Origin of the sequence: Litoribrevibacter albus, from assembly GCF_030159995.1 — a bacterium.
GTDB lineage: Bacteria > Pseudomonadota > Gammaproteobacteria > Pseudomonadales > Litoribrevibacteraceae > Litoribrevibacter > Litoribrevibacter albus.
Genome location: NZ_BSNM01000016.1, coordinates 527,851 through 544,636 on the forward strand (window position 1 = coordinate 527,851; position 16,786 = coordinate 544,636).

The 16,786-nt window shown below is 46.6% G+C and carries 14 protein-coding genes; 2 read left to right on the forward strand and 12 right to left on the reverse strand.

The genetic code is table 11. The features are described 5' to 3' along the window. The 7 genes from QQL66_RS17005 to QQL66_RS17035 all read right to left on the reverse strand — a co-directional run bounded on the left by QQL66_RS17005 (position 1) and on the right by QQL66_RS17035 (position 7,666). Positions 1–1,434, reverse strand: coding sequence for a type VI secretion system contractile sheath domain-containing protein (locus QQL66_RS17005; protein WP_284383050.1), 1,434 nt, complete (start codon positions 1,432–1,434; stop codon positions 1–3). Positions 1,435–1,485: 51 nt separating this feature from the next. Next, positions 1,486–2,964, reverse strand: coding sequence for a type VI secretion system contractile sheath large subunit (gene tssC, locus QQL66_RS17010; protein ID WP_284383051.1), 1,479 nt, complete (start codon positions 2,962–2,964; stop codon positions 1,486–1,488). Then, on the reverse strand, positions 2,964–3,467 hold the full coding sequence (tssB, locus tag QQL66_RS17015) for a type VI secretion system contractile sheath small subunit (protein ID WP_284383052.1): 504 nt from the start codon (positions 3,465–3,467) through the stop codon (positions 2,964–2,966). Before tssB ends, tssC begins: the two co-directional genes overlap by 1 nt. Positions 3,468–3,513: 46 nt before the next feature. Continuing rightward, positions 3,514–4,038, reverse strand: a complete 525-nt coding sequence (locus QQL66_RS17020; protein WP_284383053.1) for a type VI secretion system tube protein Hcp — start codon at positions 4,036–4,038, stop codon at positions 3,514–3,516. A 93-nt stretch (positions 4,039–4,131) separates the two neighbouring features. Then, a complete protein-coding gene (locus QQL66_RS17025; protein WP_284383054.1) occupies positions 4,132–5,469 on the reverse strand; it encodes a type VI secretion system protein TssA in 1,338 nt (445 codons plus the stop codon). A gap of 403 nt (positions 5,470–5,872) precedes the next feature. Beyond that, positions 5,873–6,331, reverse strand: a complete 459-nt coding sequence (locus QQL66_RS17030; protein WP_284383055.1) for a hypothetical protein — start codon at positions 6,329–6,331, stop codon at positions 5,873–5,875. A gap of 93 nt (positions 6,332–6,424) precedes the next feature. Further along, positions 6,425–7,666, reverse strand: coding sequence for a hypothetical protein (locus QQL66_RS17035; protein ID WP_284383056.1), 1,242 nt, complete (start codon positions 7,664–7,666; stop codon positions 6,425–6,427). 241 nt (positions 7,667–7,907) lie between these two features. Here QQL66_RS17035 and QQL66_RS17040 point away from each other — a divergent pair, with 241 nt between their 5' ends. Beyond that, complete coding sequence (locus QQL66_RS17040) at positions 7,908–8,717, forward strand: arylamine N-acetyltransferase family protein (protein WP_284383058.1); 810 nt, start codon at positions 7,908–7,910, stop codon at positions 8,715–8,717. A 199-nt stretch (positions 8,718–8,916) separates the two neighbouring features. Here the strand turns inward: QQL66_RS17040 and QQL66_RS17045 are convergent, their stop codons facing one another. Next, the gene (locus QQL66_RS17045) at positions 8,917–10,239 is read right to left on the reverse strand and encodes a Na+/H+ antiporter family protein (RefSeq protein WP_284383059.1); all 1,323 of its coding nucleotides are present in this window, start codon (positions 10,237–10,239) and stop codon (positions 8,917–8,919) included. Positions 10,240–10,478: 239 nt separating this feature from the next. Here QQL66_RS17045 and QQL66_RS17050 point away from each other — a divergent pair, with 239 nt between their 5' ends. Further along, on the forward strand, positions 10,479–11,360 hold the full coding sequence (locus QQL66_RS17050; protein ID WP_284383060.1) for a DMT family transporter: 882 nt from the start codon (positions 10,479–10,481) through the stop codon (positions 11,358–11,360). An 86-nt stretch (positions 11,361–11,446) separates the two neighbouring features. Here the strand turns inward: QQL66_RS17050 and glmS are convergent, their stop codons facing one another. The 4 genes from glmS to atpD form a co-directional block, all read right to left on the reverse strand. Next, the gene (glmS, locus tag QQL66_RS17055) at positions 11,447–13,300 is read right to left on the reverse strand and encodes a glutamine--fructose-6-phosphate transaminase (isomerizing) (RefSeq protein ID WP_284383061.1); all 1,854 of its coding nucleotides are present in this window, start codon (positions 13,298–13,300) and stop codon (positions 11,447–11,449) included. A 48-nt stretch (positions 13,301–13,348) separates the two neighbouring features. Further along, on the reverse strand, positions 13,349–14,731 hold the full coding sequence (gene glmU, locus QQL66_RS17060) for a bifunctional UDP-N-acetylglucosamine diphosphorylase/glucosamine-1-phosphate N-acetyltransferase GlmU (RefSeq protein WP_284383062.1): 1,383 nt from the start codon (positions 14,729–14,731) through the stop codon (positions 13,349–13,351). A gap of 158 nt (positions 14,732–14,889) precedes the next feature. Next, positions 14,890–15,321 (reverse strand): F0F1 ATP synthase subunit epsilon, encoded by a 432-nt coding sequence (locus tag QQL66_RS17065; protein WP_284383063.1) that lies wholly within the window; start codon positions 15,319–15,321, stop codon positions 14,890–14,892. 25 nt (positions 15,322–15,346) lie between these two features. Next, complete coding sequence (gene atpD / locus QQL66_RS17070; RefSeq protein ID WP_284383064.1) at positions 15,347–16,720, reverse strand: F0F1 ATP synthase subunit beta; 1,374 nt, start codon at positions 16,718–16,720, stop codon at positions 15,347–15,349. Between the last annotated feature and the right edge of the window lie 66 nt (positions 16,721–16,786).

Below are 16,786 nucleotides of genomic sequence, written 5' to 3' on the forward strand. Positions count from 1 at the left end.
TCAACTCGCCTTCCCTAAATCGGTGCTCAATACAATTTCTCCCGCAAAATGGTCGAACTGATATTGAGGCTGCAAAACCACTTCACTGGTAAACACACCCAGCTCACCAACCACCTCTTTCACTTCAACAGAGGCTTTACGCAATGGAAACTTCGACAAGATTTGATCATCGTCGCCGACGACATTACCGGCATAATTATCGAGCCATTGATTCAGGAACAGCTCACACTCACTGGCGGTACTGAAGTTGCCAATCATGCTGCGGATTTGCACTTTCAAATAGTGCGCGATACGACACGCCAATAAGGTGGTCTGCAATTGCGCGATCACTTTATCGTCGTCACTCTGACCGGAACGCCATATCGAATTGTTATTGGTAAAGTAATACTTATCCGTCAATGCACTCTTCGACAAAGGAATGAACCCTTGCTTGGCATAAAAGGTGGATAAGTTGCCGAATAACCGAACTTCCGAATCCGGTGACACCAAATGCAGATGACCTGATCTGGCTCGCGCCAAACTGGTGGGTGGTAAATTAATCACCGCACCCTGATACAAGTCCTGCCAACGGGATTTTAAAAAGCCGAACCAACATAAGCGGTTGAATTCACGAATCACAATGGAGGCAAAGGCAAACGCCGCATTGCCCCACAGACCGTCGGGCGCCTGAGACGGAGTCACATTCTCTTCATTAAATAAGAAGCCAATCCGGCAATCCTGATACGGCGCTCTTAATTTCACTCTTGGCATAGCCAAGCCAATGTAGCGCGCTTCAGGATGCTTTCTTAAACGTTGCCAACCCTGGTAGTCCGGCCCGTCCAAAATCTTTTCAACACGTTTGATGTCCGATAGCCAATCTGCACCGGGTTCGCCAAAAAATTCAGCCGCCGGAGCCATCACAAACGGACACAAACACAACTTCCCTAAACTGCCCACCAACTCCAAAGTAAACAGATCATCAAATTCATCGTCATAGCCCATATCGACCGAAACATAATGGTCGATCACGATTAACCCGAACGGTAAGCCACCCTGAGTATTCAATTCTTTATTGCCGATGAAGTTATAGAGTGTGCTGCGATTAATGGTGTTGGCATTATTCAAATCCCTGGAAATCTCAGCCCAGGAAACATCCAACAGCTTCACCAATATCCGTCGGTAATTGACCGGCAAGCTGACCAGCGAGTGCAAGTTCCGCCAACGGGCTTCCAACCGACCGAATTCTTCGTTCTGAATAATTGCAGAAAGCTGTTTGGATAATTGTCGATCAAGCTGTGCAATGCTTCGAATAACAAAGCTTCGAAACGCATCGACGCTTTCTAAAGCGCTTGGGTCCAACTGACGCAATAATTCAAGCGCTTGACGTAAGGTCGTTTCACCGCCTTGCTCCAGCGTTAGATCATTGAATTCTTGCTGCCAGTTTTCACCAAACATAGTTCACCAAATGACCGGCTGAGACCGGTCAATCTCCCTTTAGACCTTACATTAACCAGGTATCTTCGCGACCATTCGGACCGATGTGGTTAACTCTTCCATTTGCAACCAAGGACGTAAGTGCGCAATGGCAGAATAAGCACCCGGTTTACCTGGCTGCTCGACCACACTGATTACGGATTCCGCCAACGGGGTTTTAGAACGTTCTTCGTTACCAATCGCCCCTGAGTTGGTGTATTGATCAATCCAGGCTTGCAGTTCGCGCTGAATGTCTGGCGCTTCCAGGTTAGAACCCAGTTTGTCGCGGCCCATCACTTTCAGATAATGTGCGATTCGGCTACTGGCCATGATGTACGGTAAACGCGCTGAAATGGCGGCATTACTGGTGGCATCCGGGTCAGTAAAGGTTTTTGGTTTTTGAGTGGTTTGACTGCCAATAAACACCGCATAGTTGGTGTTTTTGTAATGCACCAGAGGTAAGAAGCCGAGATCGCTCAGTTCTTTTTCTCGTTCATCAGTCAGGTTCACTTCGGTCGGACATTGCTGTTGAATGTCACCCGCATCCGACAGATAGGTCAGGTTAGGTAGCGCTTCCACCTTACCGCCGTTGTCCATGCCTCGAATGGCGGTACACCAGCCAAACTGGGTGTACGCCTGGGTCATTTTCAGACCCAATTCGTAAGCGGCATTGGAGAACACCAACTCACTGTTGTCTTTTGGTTTCGGATTACCCGCGCTGTCGACCGAAAGCTCTTCGAAATCAAACGCATTGGTGCCCAGACCATTTGCCCCATACGGAAGACGCGCTAAGGTTTTTGGCAGCGTCAGCGTAACGTAACGGGCTTCATCACTTTCACGGAATGCATTCCAGGCCGCATAGCTTGGCGAGTCAAAACCAGCCGCCACGGGCTTGCCTTCATCAAAGGTTTCGAACGAGTCAAACTCAAACATTTCAGGACCGGCTGCCGCAATAAATGGCGCATGGCTGGCCGCAGCGGTTTCACCCATATAGCGCAAGAGCGCAACGTCTTCGTCTCTCTGGGTGAAATTATAATCACCCAACAGTAGGCCATACGGTTCACCACCGGCAGTGCCGTATTCTTTTTGATACAAGGCATCAAACAATGGGCTGCGATCTACCGCTGGAGCGTCTTCAAATTGTTCAAGTAACTCTTCTTTATTGAAGTCCACCAACTTAATTTTCAGGCTCGGACCGATTTCACTCTCTTTTACCAGCTTTTGCAGGCCACGCCATGACCCTTCAAGGGTTTTAAAATCATCTTTCTGGATAATCGCCGAGAGCTGTTTAGACATCTGCTTATCAATCTCAGCAATGGCGTTTTCGATGGTCTTGGTCAGGTTTTTGTCCCAAACTACGGTGCCTTTCAGCGCCTGCTCTGCCAACACTGAAAACAGTTCTTTGGTGGTGTCTGCCGGGGTTTGAGTCGTGGCTTCAATGGCTCGATCCAGAAAGCTTAACGTGCCTTCTTCCGTTGCTACCGCCGCTTCTTGATTCTCTTCAGTACTCATTACTCACCCCCCTCCGTGTTCAGACCTAACTCACCCGACAATGCATTAATGGTGTCCGCACTTTGCAGCACTTCTTTCAATAGTTTCTCCAAATCCCTGGAGCGATCCGCCTTGGATAACAAGGTCTTTAACTGAGAGCGGGTATCCGCCAGTTTTTGCAACGCATCCACTTTGCTGACGATGGCATCCGGCTCGAAATCTTTCATCGATTTAAAATCCAGATTTACTTCAATTTCGCTGTTGTCATCACTCAGAGTGTTTTCAACTTTCAGTTTGAGTTCAGGCCCAACTCGCTTCATGACCGTATCAAAGTTATCTTTATCCACCGAGTAGAACTGGCGATCTTCCAGCTCTTCTCGGTCTTCTTTATGAGCCGAATAGTCACCCATAACGCCAACAACAAACGGCAGTTCTTTGGTTTCTACGGCGCCATTAGTTTCAACGTCATACGTGATACTAACGCGGTTTTTACTTACCCTTTTATGCTGTGCATTAAGAGCCATATTCCCTTCTCCTTATTAACCTTCAGAAACTCACTGAGCCTGGTGATTACTTAGCTTTAGACTCTAGTTTGGCTGCGAGCGTGTCATATTTAATGGTGTCGCCCTTCTCAATCTTGCCGCCATCGCCTTCATAGTAGTAAGTGATGCTCAGATTGGTGTAAGTCAAACTGAAGTCTTCTTGTGGGGTATCACCGCCAGAACAACTCACGTCGTAAGTCGACATACGTGCCTTCTCAAGTGTCAGAATCATGTATGGGTCAACGCCGTTACCTTCACGTGAAGGCTTGGTTAATAGCACTTCAATTTTTTGACCGTCTGTTCCCGGTGAAAATAAGAAGGTTGTTAAATGCGGGCTGGCACCGTCTGACGAGCGAGAGATGCTTACTTCCCCTAATGCCACCATGCCTTTGTCAGCATTGTTTGCATTACCTACATCGACACTCACACCACGGACTGCCCCCCAGGAAACCGTATCGATTGCAAAAAAGCCTTTCTTGCCGCCAATGTCACCAATCGTGGCAGCGCCTTTGATTGAGTCCTTTCCGTCAATGCGCATAAAAATAGAAGCCATGTTTTTCTCCAAATATTTATAAGAATTTCTACTGCTGTGTTAAAAGACACTTACTCACTTACACTCAAAGCCCTATTGCTTCGATGTAAGAAACTACCATTCGAAATTCGAAATATTGCCTTCGGATTCCGAAGAACTGCTTGAATCATTCGTTGTTGTATTCGTTGTTATATTTGTTGCTGTATTCGCTTCGGACGCAGTATTTTGAGGCTCTGCGCTAGCAACCGGTGTAGCGTTAGGAGCCGAGTAATCTGCTGTCTGAGCGCTGACCATTACTTTAGGAATGTCGGTCTTATCGGTACTTTCCAGCCCTGCCAGATTGGTGATTCGTCCCATCACCGCATCGTTATCACCGACCAACTCTTGCAACAGCGCAGGTAACGGCATGTATCCCCAACGAATCGCTCGCTCAATGAGCATGTACACCGGGCTGTGCGGTTCGGTTTTTAGGAAATAGTCTGCGACTTTACGTAATTCATTGAAGGCATGATCCCGGCTGATGATTTCGCCGTTCGTGACAACGCTAACCACCTTGTTGGAGGACGCAGGTTGAGCAGAATCCTGGGTTACCACATCACCGGACGGGATTTCATCATGTTGTGGTTCTTCCGAAGCAGGCTGTGCCTTATCCAGTGGCCAAGGGTTGAGTTGATCGCCCACCAGGTATTTGATGGCATTGATTAGGCTCTCGACGTTTTTCTTGGCAAAGCGGAAACTTAGCCCTTGGGAACCAATCTTCTGGCATTCTTCGGCAATAAAGCGCTCGATGCTTTCGAGGTGCTGAAGTATGTCACCCAAGGCAACCACTGTTTCAGTAACGGTCTGACGGTCTGATGCTAATGCTTTAGCGGCTTCGACCTTTAACTCGGCTAGCTGACCGCTTCGTTCAGCATGGGCGTAACGGGCAAAATCAATGTCCCCGATCAGGCTCTGCAGTTGCAGAGGCATATACAGTAAGCCGCTGTTTTCAGTCTCACCGACCAACTGAAGCAGAGGCTTGATACGAAATTCTGCAATTTCCTTTGCCCGACCGGCCTCGTCTTCCGATTTAAGTTTCTTCTCCGGAAGGATTGGCTGAAGATCAGACCAGTAGCTTTGAACAACCTGGGCAAATACGTCCAACGCTTTTGCAGTATTCACCATCGGTACGTTGGTGAACATTTGAGCGGTAATAAACCAACAAAACACTTCAACGTCTTTTGACGTAGCACTGAGAATTTGATCGCACTGGGAAGCCAATTCGCGCCAGTTATCCGAGTTCTGCGTTAATAACTCTTCATCGGCGGTAGCATCCGGTGTTTCAAGTAATTGGCGAAATGACGATTGCGCCATATTGAAGTGATTTCTCAGACCCCGGTACACCGTCCGGTTGTCTTTCAAATACTCACCACAAGTACTCTCATCAGAAATAGGAGATATCAAATGTTCCAATTAACTCGTCCTAATTATTTATTGTTGTTTCCCTAAAGCCGAGCCGTAATCTGCCCAACTTAAAATGAATCAATTGAGTAATTCAGCTTAGACCAGATTCCTACATCGGCAACAAAGTAATTTGAGACAATGCATACACTTTTAAGCTTGTGTTTTTACGGCTTTGTACTACGTCGATTCATTTAGATTAGAAGTGAAATGTGCAAGAAATAGGTAAGGAATGTGGTAACAATAGAGAAGCGTATGAAAATGGGGAGTTACAACCCTGTTTTTGGAAAATCGGAAGAAAATTATTGGGTTAGATAAGCTAAGAAGGGGGGAAAGTGGCTTAAAGACAGGCTATCCGTAGAATGTTTCAGTTCTTGGAAACCAATAACTGTTTAGTCTTCTTTCAAAAAATAAATTAACCAATTGATGCCCAAATTGTGTCAAATACCTCCGAGTTTTTTTCGACCAAAAACCTTAGTTGATCATTAAAATACTTATGAGCAAAAGCAGCATCATCACATTCATGAAAATAGTGATCCACAAGGTAGCCGAATTTCACTTCTGGAATATTGATATCAAGTCCCATACATTCGGTAGAAACCCAAAGAATGAAGTTTAATCGATCCTCTTCTACATCCAGATTCAAGTTAGTGGCTCGAAGGGCAAATTCTTCAATAAAGGTAAACTTACGAGCTGCAGGAAAGTCATAACTAGGCAATCGACAACAATACCCCGGCCCATATAGTGATAAGAGTGAAATGTAATCGAATGATTCTGTCCCGTTTAATAATTGTTCATCACCCCATGAATTAACTTCATTTTCAGTCATAAGCCCTAACTTATATAGAGCCATAACGGTTGGAATTTTCGACATATTATTTTTCACTAAATAGCGTCTATGAACATATAGATTGAGTACATACAGAAAAGCGCCTGTTTAGGCGCTTCAATCAAAACTCAAGAGAAATTAAAAAACAAAACTGCGTTTTTCCGGTGACAAGGCATCGTAACCGCGATTCCACTGTTTCTTACCGGCGTCACTTTGGCTGTAGAAGCCATCCAATAAACGTTGCTTATCTTCGTGAGTAAGATTAGTACTGACACGGGACGTTAAGCTCTCCAAGGCACTGGAACGCGCTTTCCCCGTCAACCCGGTGAGTAACTTAAACACCTGATCACGATTTAAATTTCGCGGCAAATAGAAGGACAACATCTGAATCGCTTCGGCTTTGCGATCCTGAGCGTAATCGGTTTGATCGTAGTAACCTGAAACCAATGACAAAGCGCCTTCAAAGGCCATCGGGTATTCGGCTCCCGCCAACAGATGCTGTAAGATTTTGTTCCGTTTCTCGTTCACCGATGATACCAATAGCGCCTTGATATCCGCCGTAGACAGATCACGAGGACGGAAACGTACCAAATGACCGGCCGCTTCTGCACGAACATCCCAGTTCCATTTGTCGTCAGAGAAACCTTCGCCCACCAGCTTCATATAGGTCGGCTTATCCAAAGGCATGGGCAAAAATTTACGAACGGCAAGAATAGCGTCGGCACGCTTATCATTATCAAGGCGATATACGCCATCCAGTTTCAGGAAGCTGTGAGCTTGAATCCCGACCGGTTGATTACCTTCTTGATAAAGTGCTGTTGTGCCAGGGCAGTCCTGACTCACTACAGGAGTTACCACAGGAGTTACTACAGGGGCTGGGGATGGCGCCGGACAATCACTCTGATTAGAAGACCCCTGCTGCAATTGAGCAATGCGCTGATCTTTCAGTTTCAGGTTATCTTTGAGGGTGTTATTCAGTTCGGTGGTTTTATCTAACTGATTTTTGAAATCATTACAGACCAACAGATATTGATCCGTCTTATTACGAAGCTCGGTTAACTCATCACTCAGTTGTTGATTCTCCTGCGCTAATTGCGCTTGAGCACGAGACACGCCTTTAGCTTGTTTGTCTTGTTTACGCAGCTCAGAGAGCTTACCTTGGAGGTTAGCCAACTGATTTTCCAGCAACTCGCTACGTTGTTGCAGTTGTTGGTTCTGTTCCGTCAGAGCCTGTTGTTTTTGAATACTGCAACTGACCGAGTTATCCAGTTCAGAAAAATTGTTGTCATAACGATTGGTGTCGAACTTATCGCTGGCAATTAGCGTCTGAGAAGCAAACGCCAAAGAGATAGCAGCAGCTATCGAAGAAAGCTTAAACATTGCTGGTTCCTTTGCATGATCAGTTGATCAACATTTCCGTGATGGAACCATAGCATAGCGAATGGTGGCTTCCTATCGTTGAACCAGCTCACAGACTCAAGTGTTCCAAAATAGGTCATTTATTAATAGATAACACCTATAGCTTTAGTTAATTATTGTTATTTCTAACTATCTCCGTTTCTCGTTAGGCTACTCAATAAATTAACAACGTAGGCCCAATCAGATTCAAGGAGAACAAAATATGGACATTCAAACGATCACAGAAGACTACATCAGCACCTTGGAGCTACCTACTCCGGAACAGAGTCTGGATTACTTAAATCAGCTACAGAATCAGCACATTGCCAAGTTTGGCTTCAACAGCCTTGCAGTAGTGTTAGGCAATGACATAGGTATAGAGAGCAACGACGTTTTCGACAAGATTGTTACTCAAGGCCTAGGCGGTTACTGCTTTGAACACAATAAACTGGTCTACGACGTTTTAACTCACCTTGGCTTTGAAACACGTATCTTGATGGGCCGGGTAATCTACAACAATCTCGATGCCGAGCCACCTAGAACACACCGCATTACCCTAGTGACCTTGAATGGTGAGGATTACATCGTCGACTGCGGTTTTGGACACTATGGCGCTTGGTTTCCGGTAAAAGTCAGTGCAGAACCGCAACAACAATTGGGCGACACCTACCGCATCATTCAACACCAGGATGGCCGTTACTTATATCAACTGATTAAAGACGGTGAATTCTTCACCCTGTACACCTTTGATTTTAACCAGTACAACGAAGCCGACTGCTTAACCGGTAACTTTTATTCTTACAAACACCCTAACGCCGGGTTTGTAAATAATCTGGTGGCCTGCCGAAAAGAAAACGGCACCATTTGGTCATTAAGAAACGATCAGCTGTTTGTGATCGAACAAGGACAAACCCGGATCACCAAGATTGATACACCGGAGTTATTGCAGACGTTATTAAAAGAACTGTTCACCTTAACCATTGATGAACAACAAGCGGAATACTTGTTTGAGCGGTTTCTATCCAACAAGTAATTGACTCAAGAGGTCCATCACACAAACTCGGAAAGTCGCAACGCAAGCTATAAAAAAGCCGTTCAGACACACCTTTATCGATATCTGAACGGCTTCTTTAAATGTGTGCCATTGGCAGCATTACATCGACAGTTACTGCACTAATTACAGAACCATCTACAGCACTAGTTACAGCACCATTTACAACACTATCTATAAGCTACAAGACCATTGCCGCTACCCAACCAGCCACTAACAACGGCAAGTTGAAGTGAAGGAAGGTAGGAATCACGGTATCACGCATGTGGTTGTGTTGACCGTCTGCGTTCAAACCAGCGGTTGGCCCCAATGTCGAATCGGATGCAGGCGAACCGGCATCTCCCAACGCACCAGCCGTACCGATCAAGGCCACAATCGCCATCGGGCTGAAGCCCATCTGAATGCACAAAGGCACGTAGATGGCGGCAATGATCGGAATGGTCGAGAAGGAAGAACCGATACCCATGGTTAACAGCAAGCCGACCAGCAAAAGTAAAAACGCCGTTAACGCCTGATTATTATCCAACCAACCTGTGGCGCCGGTCACCATGGCATCGATATGACCGGTCGCTTTAAGCACTTCAGAGAAGCCCGAGGCCGCGATCATGATAAAGCCAATAGACGCCATCATCTTGATGCCATCCACCAACACACCTTCGGATTCATTCCAGCGAACCACGCCCGTCACCGAAAACACAATGAAACCAGCCATCGCCCCCAGCACCATTGAGTCCAGCCACAACTGAACCACAAACGCCGCTACAATCGCCAACGACGCCACCAACAAGGATTTAGTATCGTATTGGCGGTCGGTGTGTTCGGTCTTCTCGATCACCTCTAAATCATACACACGCTTACCACGATAGCTGATGAAGATTGCCAGCAACAAACCAAACAACATGCCTAATGCAGGAATCGCCATCGCCTTCACAACAGACACACCCTCAACATTCAAACCACCATCGGCCACTTTAGCCAACAAAATGTCATTCAGATAAATGCTGCCGAAACCAACCGGTAAGAACATATAAGTCGTCACTAAACCAAAGGTCAGCACACAGGCCACTAAACGACGGTCCAACTGAAGCTTCGACATCACTAACAACAAAGGTGGAATCAGAATCGGAATAAACGCGATGTGAATCGGAATCAGGTTTTGTGAACACACCGCCGCAATCAACAGCATGGCCAGTAAACCATTTTTCAGCCAGATCACTTGTGTTCCTGAAACGTCCTTATTCATACGTTTAAGAATCGCATCTGCTAACAAGTGCGGCAGTCCGGACAGGGAAATGGCCACCGCAAAGCCGCCCAGCAAGGCATAGCTCAAAGCAATATTAGCACCGCCACCTATGCCGGTATTAAATGCTTCCAGAGTGGTATTGATATCCAAACCACCGACCCAGCCACCGACAAAGGCAGCAATGATCATCGACAACATCACGTGCATACGAGCCAGGCTTAACACCAGCATCAATAGCACAGCAACTACGACTGCATTCATTTGTTCATCCCGAAATTTTGTTGAGGTTTTCGTTGAGACTGAAGATCCGAATCAATTACTGACCGGATGGAAAGCGCGGCACAATAGCACAGAAGACTTCGAATTTCTTGACCATTGATCAATTAAAGTCCAAACAGATTGATCCATTGGTCAGGGTTTACCAAACGACATACAAATCTCATTGATCTGTTACTCAGTAAGCCATAGGATGCCCGTTTTCAACCTGGATCAGTACTTAAATGAATCGAGCTGTTTTATCCTCATCCAAAACACCTTTGATCGCCTTGGTGTTAGCCATGTTTATCTGGGCCAGCTCCTTCATTGCATTGAAGATCAGTTTTGAAGTCTTACACCCATCTCAGGTGTTATTTGGCCGAATGTTGGTAGCCAGCCTGTTCTTTCTGGCATTGCTGCGCTGGATGAAGTCTATTCAATATCAGGCCGGTGACTGGAAGTTCATCTTAGCCATGGTGGTGATGGAACCGTGCCTGTATTTCATCTTTGAATCCATCGCCCTGCAAAACACCACTGCTTCTCAAGCCGGCGTGGTGACTTCGCTATTACCTCTGTTAACGGCCATTGGAGCCGTATTGGCACTGAAAGAACAAATGAATCGCACCATGTGGTTTGGTTTCCTGATGGCAATGATCGGCGCGATTATCTTGAGTCTGGGCAGTGAAAGTACCGAGTCGGCACCGAACCCGATTCTGGGTAACTTCTTCGAGTTTCTTGCGATGGTTTGTGCAGCGGGCTATACCCTGATCGTCAAGCACCTGATCACCCGTTACTCCGCCCTCTTCCTAACCGCTTTACAAGCCTGGAGTGGCGTCCTGTTCTTCGTCGGCCCGGCCTTCTACTTCCCTATGCCTGAAGAGGTTGGTTTAGTTGCTATCGGCTCCATCCTCTACTTAGGTGTGTTTGTATCCCTCGGCGCTTATGGCCTGTATAACTACGCGATGGCTCACGTACCGGCAACCCAAGCCTCCGCCTTTGTAAACCTGATTCCAGTGTTTACCGTGTTAATTGCCTTTGTGGTACTGGATGAGCGCTTTAATCTGTATCAACTGATGGCGTGCGGGTTGGTGATTGTCGGGTTGGTGATTAATCGGCGAGCTGGGTAGATTCAGTATTTATCCAGATATAAAAAAAGAGAGCCGATAGGCTCTCTTTTCCGTAGAAGAGAGGGTGTTGTTAAAACCTTAAAGCTCTACTCAACGGTCACTGACTTAGCCAAGTTACGAGGCTGATCCACATCCGTACCTTTCAGAACCGCCACATGATACGACAGTAGCTGCAATGGAATTGTGAATACAATCGGCTCAAGGATCGAATGCATTTCATTCAAGGTAATGGTGTGGTCATCCGAATAGTGACCGACAGTTTTATCGTCTGCTACAACAAATAACTGACCGCCACGGGCACGTACTTCTTCAAGGTTAGAACGTAGCTTATCTAACAGCTCATTGTTTGGCGCTACGGTAACTACCGGCATATCTGCATCCACAAGCGCCAATGGGCCGTGTTTCAGTTCACCCGCAGGATAGGCTTCGGCATGAATGTAAGAGATTTCTTTCAGCTTTAACGCACCCTCCAAAGCCACCGGGTACATGATGCCACGACCTAGGAACAACGCATTGTGCTTATCAGCAAACTGCTCTGACACCTTCTGAATCGCTTCATCTAATTCTAAGGAGTCCGCTAATAATTGAGGCAACTTGTGCAACTGACGAATCAATTCTGCTTCGGCTGTTTCCGCCAAGCCGTTACGACGAGCTAAAGCAATGGTGATAAGAAGCAACGAGACCAACTGGGTAGTGAACGCTTTGGTTGACGCCACGCCAATCTCAGGGCCTGCATTGGTTAGAATACACAGGTCAGATTCTCGAACCAACGAGCTGCCAGGTACGTTACAAACCACCAAGCTGCCCATCAGGTTACGCTTCTTCGCTTCTTTCAGAGCAGCGAGAGTATCAGCGGTTTCACCCGACTGGGAAATGGTGATGAAGAGTGTGCCATCCACCAATACCGTTTTACGATAGCGATATTCGCTCGCTACTTCGATATTACACGGAATTCCGGCAAGTTCTTCGATCCAGTATTTGGCCACCAATCCAGAATGGTAACTGGTGCCACACGCGACAATTTGAACCGCTTTGGTTTGATCAAAGAGCTCGGCAGCTTTTGGTCCAAACGCTTGTTCTAAGAGCTTATCCTGGCTGATACGGCCTTCAAGGGTGTGCTTAACAACCTCAGGTTGCTCGTAAATTTCTTTGAGCATGTAATGGCGGTATTCACCTTTACTGGCCGAGTCGACACCGTGCTCAAATTTAGTCACAGGGTATTCAACGGCTTCACCTTCACTGTTGAATACAGACACGCCGTCTAGAGTCAGTTCAGCAACATCACCATCTTCTAGGTAAATAAAGCGATCAGTGACTTGAAGCAGTGCCAGAGCGTCGGAAGCGATAAAGTTTTCACCCGAACCAATACCAATAACGAGCGGACTTCCCAGACGGGCACAAATCAAACGTTCAGGGTTCGAAAGCTCAATCACTCCAAGAGCATAAGCGCCTTCAAACTGAGCCACCGCCGCTTGTACTGCGTTCATCAGGCTTAAACCAGAGGTAACCAGGCTATTTAACAAGTGAGCAACTACTTCGGTATCCGTGTCCGAGGTAAACTCATAGCCTTTGGCTTTCAATTCTTCCCGGATGATTTCATAGTTCTCGATGATGCCGTTATGGACAATCGCCAATTTAGGACCATCATTCTCAGAAAAGGAAATGTGCGGATGAGCGTTACGCTCTGTCGGCTTACCGTGTGTGGCCCAGCGAGTATGAGCAATGCCAAGCTTACCATCGAGTTTTCCGGCCTGAACAAGCTCTTGAGCTGCCGCTTCTAAATCAGCCACCTTACCTGCGGCACGTACACGTGTAATTTGGTCACCTTGATGAAGTGCGATACCCGCACTGTCATAGCCTCGATACTCCAGGCGCTTCAAACCTTCGATTAAAATGTCCTTTACCGGACGCTGAGCAATTGCCCCAACAATACCACACATAACCTATTCCACTTTGATCCTTACAAGCGATGTATCAAACAACCAACCTTAGGATTGTTTGGTTGGACGCTTCCATGTCGATATATTCTTCTGACGTCCACGAGCGATGGCTAACTCACCCTCACCCACTTCTTTGGTGATCACAGATCCAGCCCCTGTTGTACCCAGTTTGCCCACCTTTACAGGGGCAACTAAACAGGTATTTGAACCAATGAACACACCGTCTTCAATTTCAGTCTTAAACTTATTCACACCATCGTAGTTACAGGTAATAGTGCCTGCACCAATATTCACACCTGAGCCAATTTCGGCATCCCCTACATACGACAGGTGATTCACCTTACTGCCTTCACCGATATTGGCTTTTTTGGTCTCAACAAAGTTGCCAATCTTCGCTTTAGCAGCAAGCTTAGTGCCTGGTCTTAATCGCGCAAACGGACCAATATCACAAGATTCTCCAACCTCAGATTCATCGATCATCGAGTTCGCTTTGATGTGCGTTCCTTTACGGATAATCGAGTCTTTAATGATGCAATTGGATTCAATAATGACATCGTTTTCAATGACGACGTTCCCTTCCAAAATCACATTCACATCAATGGTGACATCGGTACCACACTGAACATTGCCACGAATATCGATACGGGCAGGATCCATCAGGGTCACACCATTAATGAGTAACTCTTCGGCCTGCACTTGTTGATAAATACGTTCCAATGCCGCTAATTGAACCCGACTGTTTACCCCTTCCACTTCCCAAGCATAATCAGGTTGAGTCGCAGAAACGCGTTTCCCATCAGAAACGGCCATCTCTACCAGATCAGTTAAATAATACTCTTGTTGAGCATTATCATTCGAAAGCTTGGGTAACCATTCAGCTAACAGTTCGGTCTTAACCGCCATGATCCCGGTATTGATCTCAGTGATGGTATGTTGCTCCGGCGTTGCATCCTTGTGCTCAACAATCGCCTGAACCAAACCGTCATCTGAGCGAACTATACGGCCATAACCAGTTGGATCATCCATATCTAATGTCAGGAGCACCAGATCTTTGTCCTGCACTTCCTGCATCAGTTTCGCCAGCGTTTCTTTACGTGTCAGCGGAACATCCCCATAAAGGATCAAAGTAACGCCTGATTGACCTTCCAGCCCCGGCAACGCTTGTTGTACTGCATGGCCTGTACCTAACTGTTCTTCCTGAAGATACCAACGCAGATCATCGCCTTTGAGCGACGTTTGCACTTTCTCTGCACCGTGACCAATAACCACGTGCACAGCACCTTGATTAGAAGCGGCCTGATCCAGAGATTGAGCGGTATTGATGACACGCTGAGCCATAGGCAGGCCCGCAATAGGATGAAGAACTTTCGGCAAGGAGGATTTCATCCGGCTTCCCTGACCGGCTGCCAAAACAACGACATTTAGACTCATGTGAATAGATCCAATCTATAGCTGAGGGTTATCTCAATTTTGTAATCGCATCATTATACATAGTTGTGACTGAAGCGCACGATCACAAACCACAAGCCGATAAAATCCAGGCATAAAAAAAGGCGACCGAAGTCACCTTTTTATGCGTCTGCCCGGTACTAGTGACCGCCACCAACCTTCTTACGAAGTTCGGAGATGGTACGAAGCATAGCCGTAGCTTCAGCAAGTTTTGTCGCAGCAACTGAGTATTCGAAGTCATCACCTCGATTCTCAAGTTCACCTTGAGCCTGTGCGCGAGCTTCTTCTGCAGCTTGAGCATCCAATTCTTCACCACGTACCGCTGTGTCAGCCAATACGTTGATCAGATTAGGTTGTACTTCCATAAAGCCGCCAGAAACGAAGAATACTTCTTCTTCACCGTTCTGTTTAATAACACGAACAGGACCAGGCTTTAACTCAGTCAGCAAAGGGGCGTGACCTGGGGCAATACCCAAGTCACCCATTTTACCGGCTGCAACCACTAACTCCACCAAGCCGGAGAACATAGTCTCTTCGGCGCTGACGATATCGCAGTGTACGGTGATAGCCATGTTAGTTGCCTCTCTTACCGGTTACTTAGATAGTCTTTGCTTTTTCAACTGCTTCTTCGATTGCGCCTACCATGTAGAATGCCTGCTCAGGCATTGAATCGTAGTCACCAGCCAAGATGCCTTTGAAGCCACTGATAGTGTCTTTCAAAGAAACGTATTTACCAGGAGCACCGGTGAATACCTCAGCAACGAAGAACGGTTGAGATAGGAAACGCTGGATCTTACGAGCACGAGATACAGTTTGCTTATCTTCTTCAGACAGCTCATCCATACCAAGGATCGCAATGATGTCTTTCAATTCTTTATAACGCTGAAGAACTGTCTGAACACCACGAGCAATTTCATAATGCTCTTGACCAACAACTAGCGGGTCCAACTGACGAGAAGTTGAATCTAGAGGGTCAATCGCAGGGTAAATACCAAGCTCAGCAATTTGACGAGAAAGTACAACTGTCGCGTCCAAGTGAGCAAAGGTGGTAGCAGGTGACGGGTCAGTCAAGTCATCCGCAGGTACGTATACTGCCTGGATAGAAGTAATAGAACCTTCTTTCGTAGACGTAATACGCTCCTGAAGTACACCCATCTCTTCTGCAAGAGTTGGCTGATAACCTACCGCTGATGGCATACGACCTAGAAGTGCAGATACCTCAGTACCAGCAAGAGTGTAACGATAGATGTTGTCAACGAACAATAGTACGTCACGACCTTCGTCACGGAACTTCTCAGCCATAGTTAGACCAGTCAAAGCAACACGTAGACGGTTACCTGGTGGCTCATTCATCTGACCGTATACAAGCGCTACCTTATCGATAACGTTTGAGTCAGTCATTTCGTGGTAGAAGTCGTTACCCTCACGAGTACGCTCACCAACACCAGCAAATACTGAGTAACCTGAGTGCTCGATCGCGATGTTACGGATCAGCTCCATCATGTTTACAGTTTTACCTACACCAGCACCACCGAACAGACCAACTTTACCACCCTTAGCGAATGGGCAAACCAAGTCAATTACTTTAATACCAGTTTCAAGTAGCTCGTTAGAAGCTGCTTGCTCTTCATAAGAAGGCGCTTTACGGTGAATAGCTGAACGCTCTTTCTCACCGATTGGACCTTTCTCATCGATTGGGTCACCTAGAACGTCCATGATACGACCAAGGGTTTCAACACCCACAGGTACTTCAATTGGAGCTCCAGTGTTTTCAACTTCTAGACCACGAGATAGACCTTCGGTTGAACCCATTGCAATGGTACGAACGATGCCGTCGCCCAATTGCTGCTGAACTTCAAGCGTAGTTTCTTTGCCTACAACTTTCAGCGCGTCGTACACTCTAGGTACATTGTCGCGTGGAAATTCCACGTCGATGACGGCGCCGATAATCTGTACGATACGTCCGCTCATATTGGTTCCTCATTAACCAAATATATTCGTTTACAATCGCCAAGCGTATGAATGATCACCTCGATC

Excerpts from the sequence above, each read along its gene's own strand:
- QQL66_RS17005 (WP_284383050.1), bottom strand. The coding sequence starts at position 1,434 with ATGTTTGGTGAAAACTGGCAGCAAGAATTCAATGATCTAACGCTGGAG.
- tssC (WP_284383051.1), bottom strand. The coding sequence starts at position 2,964 with ATGAGTACTGAAGAGAATCAAGAAGCGGCGGTAGCAACGGAAGAAGGC.
- tssB (WP_284383052.1), bottom strand. The coding sequence starts at position 3,467 with ATGGCTCTTAATGCACAGCATAAAAGGGTAAGTAAAAACCGCGTTAGT.
- QQL66_RS17020 (WP_284383053.1), bottom strand. The coding sequence starts at position 4,038 with ATGGCTTCTATTTTTATGCGCATTGACGGAAAGGACTCAATCAAAGGC.
- QQL66_RS17030 (WP_284383055.1), bottom strand. The coding sequence starts at position 6,331 with ATGTCGAAAATTCCAACCGTTATGGCTCTATATAAGTTAGGGCTTATG.
- QQL66_RS17035 (WP_284383056.1), bottom strand. The coding sequence starts at position 7,666 with ATGTTTAAGCTTTCTTCGATAGCTGCTGCTATCTCTTTGGCGTTTGCT.
- QQL66_RS17040 (WP_284383058.1), top strand. The coding sequence starts at position 7,908 with ATGGACATTCAAACGATCACAGAAGACTACATCAGCACCTTGGAGCTA.
- QQL66_RS17045 (WP_284383059.1), bottom strand. The coding sequence starts at position 10,239 with ATGAATGCAGTCGTAGTTGCTGTGCTATTGATGCTGGTGTTAAGCCTG.
- QQL66_RS17050 (WP_284383060.1), top strand. The coding sequence starts at position 10,479 with ATGAATCGAGCTGTTTTATCCTCATCCAAAACACCTTTGATCGCCTTG.
- glmS (WP_284383061.1), bottom strand. The coding sequence starts at position 13,300 with ATGTGTGGTATTGTTGGGGCAATTGCTCAGCGTCCGGTAAAGGACATT.
- glmU (WP_284383062.1), bottom strand. The coding sequence starts at position 14,731 with ATGAGTCTAAATGTCGTTGTTTTGGCAGCCGGTCAGGGAAGCCGGATG.
- QQL66_RS17065 (WP_284383063.1), bottom strand. The coding sequence starts at position 15,321 with ATGGCTATCACCGTACACTGCGATATCGTCAGCGCCGAAGAGACTATG.
- atpD (WP_284383064.1), bottom strand. The coding sequence starts at position 16,720 with ATGAGCGGACGTATCGTACAGATTATCGGCGCCGTCATCGACGTGGAA.